The 9,057-nt window shown below is 69.0% G+C and carries 12 protein-coding genes; 7 read left to right on the top strand and 5 right to left on the bottom strand.

Features of this window, described 5'->3' with window-relative positions; translation table 11 throughout:
- Positions 1–666 (bottom strand): class I SAM-dependent methyltransferase, encoded by a 666-nt coding sequence (locus FGL25_RS11925; RefSeq protein ID WP_095045988.1) that lies wholly within the window; start codon positions 664–666, stop codon positions 1–3.
- A complete protein-coding gene (locus FGL25_RS11920; protein WP_088411225.1) occupies positions 653–1,228 on the bottom strand; it encodes a hypothetical protein in 576 nt (191 codons plus the stop codon). The genes FGL25_RS11925 and FGL25_RS11920 overlap by 14 nt, the downstream gene beginning before the upstream one ends.
- A 124-nt stretch (positions 1,229–1,352) precedes the next feature.
- On the opposite strand from FGL25_RS11920, the gene FGL25_RS11915 reads away from it, so the two are divergent.
- The 3 genes from FGL25_RS11915 to FGL25_RS11905 all read left to right on the top strand — a co-directional run bounded on the left by FGL25_RS11915 (position 1,353) and on the right by FGL25_RS11905 (position 3,013).
- Positions 1,353–1,760 (top strand): hypothetical protein, encoded by a 408-nt coding sequence (locus FGL25_RS11915; RefSeq protein WP_138141781.1) that lies wholly within the window; start codon positions 1,353–1,355, stop codon positions 1,758–1,760.
- The gene (locus tag FGL25_RS11910; protein WP_003163619.1) at positions 1,760–1,957 is read left to right on the top strand and encodes a helix-turn-helix transcriptional regulator; all 198 of its coding nucleotides are present in this window, start codon (positions 1,760–1,762) and stop codon (positions 1,955–1,957) included. The genes FGL25_RS11915 and FGL25_RS11910 overlap by 1 nt, the downstream gene beginning before the upstream one ends.
- 126 nt (positions 1,958–2,083) lie before the next feature.
- The gene (locus FGL25_RS11905; protein ID WP_138141780.1) at positions 2,084–3,013 is read left to right on the top strand and encodes an alpha/beta fold hydrolase; all 930 of its coding nucleotides are present in this window, start codon (positions 2,084–2,086) and stop codon (positions 3,011–3,013) included.
- Positions 3,014–3,020: 7 nt separating this feature from the next.
- On the opposite strand, the gene FGL25_RS11900 is transcribed toward FGL25_RS11905, so the two are convergent.
- Positions 3,021–3,863, bottom strand: a complete 843-nt coding sequence (locus tag FGL25_RS11900) for a DUF3298 and DUF4163 domain-containing protein (protein ID WP_138141779.1) — start codon at positions 3,861–3,863, stop codon at positions 3,021–3,023.
- Positions 3,864–3,888: 25 nt separating this feature from the next.
- Positions 3,889–4,908, bottom strand: coding sequence for a UbiA family prenyltransferase (locus FGL25_RS11895; protein WP_138141778.1), 1,020 nt, complete (start codon positions 4,906–4,908; stop codon positions 3,889–3,891).
- A gap of 127 nt (positions 4,909–5,035) precedes the next feature.
- Here FGL25_RS11895 and FGL25_RS17615 point away from each other — a divergent pair, with 127 nt between their 5' ends.
- Positions 5,036–5,416 carry a hypothetical protein gene (locus tag FGL25_RS17615; RefSeq protein ID WP_252970155.1) on the top strand — a complete coding sequence of 127 codons (381 nt, stop codon included), beginning with the start codon at positions 5,036–5,038 and terminating at the stop codon, positions 5,414–5,416.
- Entirely contained in the window at positions 5,413–6,234 is an 822-nt protein-coding gene (locus FGL25_RS11890) for an MFS transporter (protein WP_252970154.1), read from the top strand. Before FGL25_RS17615 ends, FGL25_RS11890 begins: the two co-directional genes overlap by 4 nt.
- Here FGL25_RS11890 and FGL25_RS11885 read toward each other — a convergent pair.
- Entirely contained in the window at positions 6,198–7,124 is a 927-nt protein-coding gene (locus FGL25_RS11885) for a LytTR family DNA-binding domain-containing protein (RefSeq protein ID WP_252970153.1), read from the bottom strand. The genes FGL25_RS11890 and FGL25_RS11885 overlap by 37 nt on opposite strands.
- Before the next feature lie 51 nt (positions 7,125–7,175).
- On the opposite strand from FGL25_RS11885, the gene FGL25_RS11880 reads away from it, so the two are divergent.
- Positions 7,176–8,417 carry an acyltransferase family protein gene (locus tag FGL25_RS11880; protein ID WP_138141777.1) on the top strand — a complete coding sequence of 414 codons (1,242 nt, stop codon included), beginning with the start codon at positions 7,176–7,178 and terminating at the stop codon, positions 8,415–8,417.
- The gene (locus tag FGL25_RS11875) at positions 8,414–9,052 is read left to right on the top strand and encodes a hypothetical protein (RefSeq protein ID WP_252970152.1); all 639 of its coding nucleotides are present in this window, start codon (positions 8,414–8,416) and stop codon (positions 9,050–9,052) included. Before FGL25_RS11880 ends, FGL25_RS11875 begins: the two co-directional genes overlap by 4 nt.
- Positions 9,053–9,057 lie beyond the last annotated feature (5 nt).

Here is a 9,057-nt window from a genome sequence, read left to right as displayed (position 1 = left end):
TCAGGCGTCCAGCGACCAGACGCGCGTGCGCTTGACCTCCTGGTCCTCCAGTTCGCGCGTCGTCGGCACGCGGTATTCGGCCAGCAGGCTGAGGCCCTCTTTCGGGAAGTAGGTGCGGCCCGGATCGCCGACCAGCACGCTAGACCCGGCCGCGCGCGCCTGCTTCAGCCAGGCCAGCATCGCCGCGGCCATCGGCCCTTCATAGAAGACGTCCCCGGCGCAGATCAGATCGAAGGCCTGGGGCGGGGCCTCCAGCAGATTGTCGGCGGTGAAGGCGATCTCGACGCCGTTGGCCTCAGCGTTCGCCGCCACCGCCGCCGCGCAGAAGGGATCGATGTCGGCGGCCAGCGCCGAGGCCGCGCCCGCCTTCATCGCCGCGATGCCGACGAGACCCGAGCCCGTCGCCAGATCCAGCACGCGACGCCCCTCAACCGCCTGCGGATGGTCCAGCAGCCAGCGCGCCAGCGCCTGTCCGCCGGCCCAGGCGAAGGCCCAGAACGGCGGCGGCAGGCCCATTTCGCCCAGTTCCTCCTCGGTCAGCCGCCAGATGGGCGTGACCTCATCGGCCAGCCACAGCGAAACCTCCGGCGTGTGCGAGACGGGCTGAAGACGGGTGTTGTCGCGGATGAAACGGGCGGGGTCGGCGATCCGTCTAGTCGAGTTCACGGGCGCCCTCGATCACGGCCTGATAGACCAGCGACCGATCCGGTCCGCGCGTCATGTGCAGCAGCACCCAGGTCGAACCCTTGCGCGCCACGACCACCCGCAACTGATCGTTGAACACGCCGTCGGCGAACCCGGCGGGCGCCACGGCGTCGCTGAGCAGGATCAGCGCCCCCATGCCCGAGCCGCAGCGGGCGATGCCGGTGCAGGAAAAGACGGTCTCATAGCCGCCCTCGCGCAACGCTTCCTCATAGTGGCGCGCCATGTCGATCGGCGCGACGGCGGGGCGGATGGCGTAGTCCAGGTGGCTGATCTGGCCCTGCAGGCGCAGGGCGTTTTCCGGGGCGCCGCCTTCAGCCACCGCGCCGGTCGGCAGGGTGATCTCAGCCACCGACAACTGGCGCCAGGCGCGGATGCGCGCGCCGTCCATGCGCGGCAGGTCTTCATAGTCGCGCGCGCCCCGGACATCCTGCTCGACGGCGGGCGGGGCAGGCGAGGCGGCCGGGGCCGCAAGGGGCGCGGCGGCCGTCAGGACGGCCAGGACGAAGGCGGGAAGGCTACGCATGACGACAAGCTAGGGGCCGCCGAAGGCGCTGGCAAGAAAGTCAGGACAGGCTGATAAAAAGTCAGGTTGACATGACATGAAGGCGGTGTAAGGTTGGCCTTACACAAAGTCAGGAGCGCCTGCCATGTTGACCCTCTCCAAACAACAGACCCCCGCCGGACGTCGCTACGTCCTGCGGACCTTCGCCTTTATGGTCCCTTATGTGGCGATCTGCGTGGCGATGATGACCACCGACGCCTTCGACGGCGTGATGGGGCGGCCTGCGGGGTGGGTTCTGGCGGCGGCCGTGGCGGCTCCGGTCATCGGCCAGATCTGGGCGACGCTGTCGCTGATGCGGGAAAGCGATGAGTTCGTGCGCATGGTCACGGCCAAGCAGTTCATCATCGCCTCCGGCCTGGCGATGGCGGCCGCGACCTTCTGGGGCTTCGGCGAGAGCTTCGCCGGGGCGCCGCATCTGCCGGCCTGGCTGATCTATCCGTTGTTCTGGGCGGCCTTCGGCCTGGTTTCGCCCTTCATCCGGTCGTCGAACTGATGAAGAACCGGCTGAAATTGCTGCGCGTCGAGCGCAACTGGACCCAGGAGCAACTGGGTCAGGCGCTGGGGGTGTCGCGCCAGGCGGTCAACGCCCTGGAGACCGAGAAACACGACCCCTCGCTCGATCTGGCCTATCGCATCGCCGCTCTGTTCGAGCGGCCGGTCGAGGACATCTTCGAGAACCCGCACGCCTGACGCGTAAAGTCAGGAAAACCTTACTCTCCTGTCTCGCTTCATCGCCGTCATCTTCGGGGCCGCCTCGAGGGACGAACCCTGCTGCGCGCTGAACAGCGGGCAGGGCCAACACACCAAGGAAACGCCATGAACAAGATCTCCGCACCCGCCAAGACCCTGCGCGCCTTCATCCTGGCCGCCGCCCTCGGCTTCAGTGTCGCCAGCATCGTCTCTCCCGCCCAGGCCGAGCCGACCCGCGCCGAGGCGCCCGCCTTCGTCTCTGATCGGCTGTCGGTCGAGGTGATGGGGCAGGGGCCGGACGTGATCCTGATCCCCGGCTTCGCCTCATCGCGCGAGGTGTGGCGGCCGCTGGCCCGGCGTCTGTCGGCGACGCATCGCGTCCATCTGGTGCAACTGGCCGGTTTCGCGGGCGAGGCGTGGACGCACGGCGACGGCGCCTTCGTCCAGCCTGTCGTGGATGAACTGGCGCGCTATGCGGCGACGCTGAACAAACCCGCCGTCATCGGCCATTCGATGGGCGGGCTCAGCGGTCTTCTGTTGGCGCAGCAGCGTCCCGAGACGGTCAGCCGCGTGATGAGCGTCGACAGCCTGCCCTTCTTCAGCGCCATGTTCGGCCCGCAGGTCACGCCGCAGACGGCTAAGCCCTTCGCCGATCAGGCCGCCGCCTCCATCCTGAACGCGGACGAAGCGGCCTTTCGCATTCAGCAGGAACGCACCGCTGTCGGCATGATGCGCGACGAGGCCGGGCGCGCCGCCATGGTCGACTGGTCGATGGCCTCGAACCGTCAGGCGATGGCCTCGGCGATCCGCGAAGTGATGACGACCGACGCGCGGCTCGGCCTGGCGGCCATGACCACGCCGGTCTGGGCGGTCTACGCCTCGGACGTGGACGGCGGTGCGCCCGCCGCCATGGCCGACGCTCTGTGGAGTCGCGAATACGCCGCCCTGCCGGGCGTGACGCTGAAGCGCGTCGACGGCGCCCGGCACTTCATCATGATCGATCAGCCCGAACGGCTGGACGCCCTGGTCGACGCCTTCCTGAAGCGCGAGGACTGATCGCGGATCAGGCGGCGGGCGCCTTCAGCCGCAGGTCGTCGGTGACGTCGCCCGCCTTGGTCGGGGCGCCCGCGAACTCGCCCGCGTATTCCGGCGACAGGGCGCTCTGGAAGGCCGACAGCGGCAGGGTCAGGTAATAGGCGCCCTCGACATAGGGACCGACCGCATAGGCGTCGAGCAGGAAGGTCAGGCCGCCCGCCTTACCCGGAACCGAGCCGGGCGCCAGGGTCACGGCCACGTCCTTCAGCTTGGGGCAGGCCCACATCTCGCCGCTGGTCGAGACCGGCTCGGCGCCGGGACGCTTGGTCTTGGCGGTGTTCACTGCCTGGCACAGGGCGCGCTCCAGGCCGGTCTTGTCGGCCTTGTCGGCGAACAGGTCGGCGGCGGCGATGCGGCGGCCTTCGGTCTTGTCCCACAGCAGGCCGGTGGCGACCGTGTTTGGGTGGGCGCCGCCCGAATAGTCGAAGTCGGTCCGCATCAGGCTGAACAGGCGGCCGGTCTCGATCGGGGCGCCGTAGACGATGGTCTTCTCATAGGGCGGCATCCCTTCCGGCGAACCGGCTTCGGTGCGGTCGGCCTGGGCGCCCTCGGCGTATTCCTTCAGCTTGGCCACCTCGTCGCGGTACAGCGGGGTGTAGAGCGCCGGATAGGACAGCACGTTTTCCGGCAGGCTCAGGCTGACCTTGGCGTAGGGCGTGGCGCTGTCGTACTTCAGCGGCCCTTCGACGGCGTGGGCGGAGGCGGCCGGCGCGGCGGGCGTCTCCTTCTTCTCATTGCGTTGGCACGCGGCGAGCGAGGCCGAGACGGCGGCGGCGACGAGAAGGACGCGAAGGGGGCGCGAAGGGATCATGCCGGGCTCCTTTGGAACGGTTCGATCAGAAAGCTAGGCCGTTGAACGCGATGGCGGCCAGAAGGATCAACCCCGCATCGCGATTTGATTTGAAAAGACGCAAGGAAAGTTTCGGGTCGTCCGGCTGCAACCGCCGCACCTGCCAGACGAAATGCAGGGCGTAGAGCGCCAGACCGACATAGAAGACAGGCCCCAGGCCCGCGACGTAGCCCGCCGCGCCCGCCAGGGCCACGGCCAGGACGTAAAAGACGACCACGCCTTCCCTGACCTTGCCGCCCAACGCCCGCGCCGAGGACTTCACCCCGGCCATGACGTCGTCCTCGATGTCCTGAAGCGCGTAGATGGTGTCGTAGCCCAGGGTCCAGAAGATCCCGCCCGCATAGAGCAGCCCCGCCGACAGGGCGAGGTTCCCCATGCGGTTCAGGCCCTCGGCCATCCAGTAGCTGTCCCCGCTGACCTTCACGCTTAGGACGTAGAGCCAGCCGAGCGCGAACAGGCCTCCTGTCGCCGCCGCGAAGCCCAACAGGGCGCCCCAGTTGAAGGTCAGGCCCAGCCACGCCTGCGGCCACCAGGTGATGCGCTTCATGAAGGGATAAGCCGCCACCAGCCCCAGCGACAGGGCGCCCAGCAGCACCGACGTCAGGTTCATCGTCAGCAGGATGCACAGGCTGATGAGGCTGAGGCCGCCGACGAAGGCCCAGGCCTGTTTGACGCTGATCTGGCCCGCCGGAATGGGGCGCAGGGCCGTGCGGGCCACCTGAGCGTCGAAGTCGCGGTCGACGATGTCGTTCACCGCACAGCCCGCCCCGCGCATCAGGGCCGCGCCGACGGCGAAGCCGACGACCAGCCACAGCTCATAGCCGCCGAACGGTCGGTCATACTGGTTCAGCGCCAGCATGATCCCTTGCCAGCCGGGCAGCAGCAGCAGCCACGTCCCGATCGGCCGGTCGAAGCGGCCCAGCTTCAGCCACGGCTTCAGCCGCTCGGGCGCATGGCGGTCGACCCAGTTCTGGCCGGCGGCGTCGGGAAGCGGGGCTGTGTTCATGCGCACCGTCTTAGCCCTCCATGCGGCGCCGGGTGAAGGGGGCGCGTCGGATCGCAGTTTCATGAAGTTTCTCGCCGGAGCCGGACCGGGGGTGGACAGGGGGCGCCCTATCCGTCACTTGGCGCGAATGGCTCGCAGCTCCATCCCCCGCAGCGTCTGGATTCTGGGCCTCGTCAGCCTGCTGATGGATGTCTCGTCGGAGATGATCCAGACGCTTCTGCCCATCTATCTGGTGGTGGGGCTGGGCGCTTCGGCGGTGATGATCGGTCTGGTCGAAGGCTTCTCTGTCGTCGTGGCGACGGGGGTGAAGTTCCTGTCGGGCTTCTGGTCCGACCGCATTGCGCGGCCCAAGTGGCTGGCGGTGGGCGGGCTATGGGCTGGCGGCCCTGTCCAAGCCGATCTTCCCTCTGGCGGCCTCGGTCGAGGGGGTGCTGCTGGCCAAGGGGGTGGACCGGATCGGCAAGGGCGTCCGCACCGCCCCGCGCGACGCCCTGGTCGGCCGCCGTGACGCCGCCGGACATTCGCGGCCGCGCCTTCGGCCTGAGAAAGTCGCTGGATACGGTGGGCGGCTTCGTCGGCCCGCTGCTGGCGATCGGGCTGATGGTGGTGCTGGCGAACGATATCAAGGCGGTGTTCTGGCTGGCCTCCATCCCAGCCTTCCTGGCCGTGGCCCTGCTGGTCGGCGGCGTGTCCGACCCGCCGCGTCCGGACGAGGGCGCCAAGAAGCCGCCCAGCCTGAAGGGTGCGCTGCGTCTGGACGCCGCCACTTGGACCATGATCGCCCTGACGGCGGTGATCGGTCTGGCGCGGTTCAGCGAGTCCTTCCTGCTGATGAAGGGGCTGGACGTCGGCGTCCCCGCCGCCTTCGCGCCGGCGGCCATCGTCCTGCTGCACCTGGTGTTCGGCCTGGCCGCCTTCCCGGTGGGGGCGCTGTCGGACCGCATCGGCCGTACCTCCCTGCTGCTGCTTAGCCTGATCTTCCTGGCCGCCGCCGACGTGGCGCTGGCGCTGGCGAGCGATCAGGTCGTCTTCTATCTGGGCGTGGCGCTGTGGGGCCTGCACATGGGCTTTTCCCAGGGCCTGCTGATGACCCTGATCGCTGATGCGGCGCCCGCCCATCTGCGCGGCTCGGCGTTCGGCCTGTTCGCCCTGATCTCGGGCCTGATCGCCTTGGCGGGCAATGTCGCGGCGGGCCTGTTGTGGGACGGCTTCGGGCCGCAGGCGACCTTCGCCGTCGGCGCAGTGTTGAGCCTCGTCTGCGCTCTGGGCGTCGCCGGGTGGATGCGGCGTCAGGCGGCGCACAGCCGCTCCAGCGCCTCGGAGTAACGACGCGACAGCGGGGCCTCCAGCGCGCCCAGCTCCACGGTCCAGTCGCCTGACCCTTCAGGCCGCAGGCCGGTCATTCGCGCGGCGTTGACCAGCCAGCCCCGGTGCGTCCGCACGAAGCCGAAGCGCGCCAGCTCGCCCTCGACCGCCGACAGGGTGACGCGCATCAGGGGCCTGCGCCCGTCGGCCAGGACGAACTCGACGTAGTTGCCCGCCGAGGTCGCGGCCAGAATGTCGTCCAGCGGCGCCCGGATCAGCCGCGTCCCGTCGCGGATGTCGAAGCTGACGGGCCGCAGCGGCGTCTCGCGCGCCTCGCGCAGGCTGCGCACGCCCCAGAAGACGCCGATGAACAGGGCGTAGCTCAGCATGTCCTTACGCAGTTCATAGACGAAGCGCTCGATAGGCGGGCCATAGTCATAGACCTCGCCCAGCAGGGCGTAGACGCCGTGCCGCATCGCCACCATCAGCACGACGTGCAGCAGGCTGTAGAGGCAGGCGGCGCCCAGATGCACGGCCAGAAACCGCCCTCGCGCCCGCCAGCCTTCGTGCAGCAGGGACGACGGCGCCGCGCCCGCCGCCCGCCACGGCAGCCAGATCAACAGCATCAGCGCCAGCGCGCTGGACCCCTCCCACAGCCACGGCGCCCAGGGGCGCAGGCCTGGCCAGTCGGCCAGCACGGTCAGGGCGTTGACCACCAGAAACGCCAGGGTGACGGCGAGCAGGATCGAACCCCCGGCCAGCAGGTCGCGCCGGTCCGCCCCGTTCGTCCCGACAGGCGCGCCGCTCGTCCCCGCCGGCGGCGATCCGGCCCCCGGACCCGACCGAACGGCCCCAACGCCTTGTCGGGGATGCGGCGCACGCGGCACGGCCGATGGCGTCGTTTCCGTCATTTCAGGTCGCCCATGTCGTCAGAACCCCTCGCACCCGAACCCCTCGCAGCGATGCGCCGCCATGACCTGGACTGGATCCGGGTCGGGGCCTTCATGCTGCTGATCCTCTATCACGTCGGCATGTTCTACGTGCCTTGGGACTGGCATGTGAACAGCCCGCAGCCGGTCGAATGGCTGGAGCCGGTGATGCAACTGACCAATCCCTGGCGGCTGACCCTGCTGTTTCTGGTCTCGGGCGCCGCGACCCGGTTCCTGTTCGACAGCTTCCAACGCGAAGGGAAGGGCGCCGCACGCCGTTTCGCGGGGTCGCGCAGTTGGCGCCTGCTGCCGCCGCTGCTGTTCGCCATGTTCGTGATCGTGCCGCCGCAGTCCTATTACGAAGTGGTCCAGGCGGCGCAGGGACTGGGCGTGGTCGATCCGGCGCGCTCGCCCTGGCTGGCGGACTTCTGGCTGAAGTACGCTACAGCGTCCGGCGGCTGGTGCGACGCCGACGGCTGCCTGATCACGCCGACGTGGAACCACATGTGGTTCGTGGCCTATCTGTTCATCTACAGCTTGGTGCTGGCGGGGCTGCTGGCGTTCGGACGCGGCTGGCTGCCTGTGATCCAGTCCGGGCTGGAGCGCGCCTTGAAGGGCTGGGGCCTGCTGATCTGGCCGGTGTTGTGGCTGTTCCTGCTGCGCTGGACCCTGGCTCGCCTCTTCCCGACGACCCACGCCCTGACCGACGACTGGTACAACCACGCGGTGTCGTTCAGCGCCTTCCTGTTCGGCTTTCTCAGCATGCGCTCGGCGGTGCTGAAGGCGGCCTATGAGCGGCTGCGGCGACCGGCGCTGATCCTGGCCCTGTGCGCCTGGGCGGGATGGGCGGCCTATGCCTGGACCTATCGCGACGCGGGAACCCCGCCTGAGGCGTTGAGGGCCGCCATGCGACTGATCTACGCCATCGACCAATGGGCCTTCATCGCCGCCGTGCTGGGCTATGGCGCGCGCTATCTGAACCGGGGCGGGCCGTGGCTGCGCTATCTGACGGGCGGCGTCTTCTGCTTCTACATCGTGCACCAGACGATCACCGTGGTCGCGGCCTACCACCTGTCGAAGCTGGCTCTGCCGCAGGGGCTGGAGGCGGGGCTGCTGATCGCCGTCACCTTCAGCGGCTGCTGGGCCGCCTATGAGGTCGCGCGCCGCCTGGGACCGCTGGGCCTGCTGCTGGGCGTGAAGACCCCGCTTGCGCGCCGGGATCGTCCCGCTAGGCTCGATCGCCAGAAACAGCAGCCGGTCGGACAAGACGGATGACGATACGCACGAAGCCCCCATTTCCCTGGTTGCTGGCCCTGACCTGGCTGGTGCTGCTGGGCGCGGCCGTCGGGGGCTTCCTGACCGGGGAGTTCAGCGTCACCTTCGTCGGCGCCGGGACGTTTCTGCTGACCCTGATTCCGTTCTGGCTGGCGCCGCGCATCGGGCTGAACCTGCCGATCGGCTTCGTCACCGCGATCGCCGTCTTCCTGTGCGCCACCCTGTTTCTGGGCGAGATGGGCGACTTCTACGAGCGCTATTGGTGGTGGGACGTGGTGCTGCACGGCGGCTCGGCCGTGGCCTTCGGCCTGGTCGGCGCCCTGTTAATGCTGATGCTGGTGCAGGGCCGCCAGTTGAAGGCCGCGCCCCTGACGGTGGCCTTCTTCGCCTTCTGCTTCGCCGTGACCATCGGCGCCCTGTGGGAGATCTGGGAGTTCATGCTGGACCAGGTGTTCGGCCTCAACACCCAGAAGTCCGGCCTGGTCGACACCATGTGGGATCTGATCGTGGATTCCATCGGCGCCCTGATCGGGGCGGGCGCCGGTTGGGCCTATCTGAAAGGGCGCCAGGGCGGGCCGCTGGTGCGGGCCATGCGCGCTTTCATCGACAAGAATCGGCGGCTGTTCGGCGGCTGAAGAGG

Source organism: Brevundimonas vancanneytii (assembly GCF_901421975.1).
GTDB classification, from domain to species: domain Bacteria; phylum Pseudomonadota; class Alphaproteobacteria; order Caulobacterales; family Caulobacteraceae; genus Brevundimonas; species Brevundimonas diminuta.
Note: the sequence above shows the minus strand (reverse complement) of the source record. Positions and strands in the feature narration are given on the sequence as shown.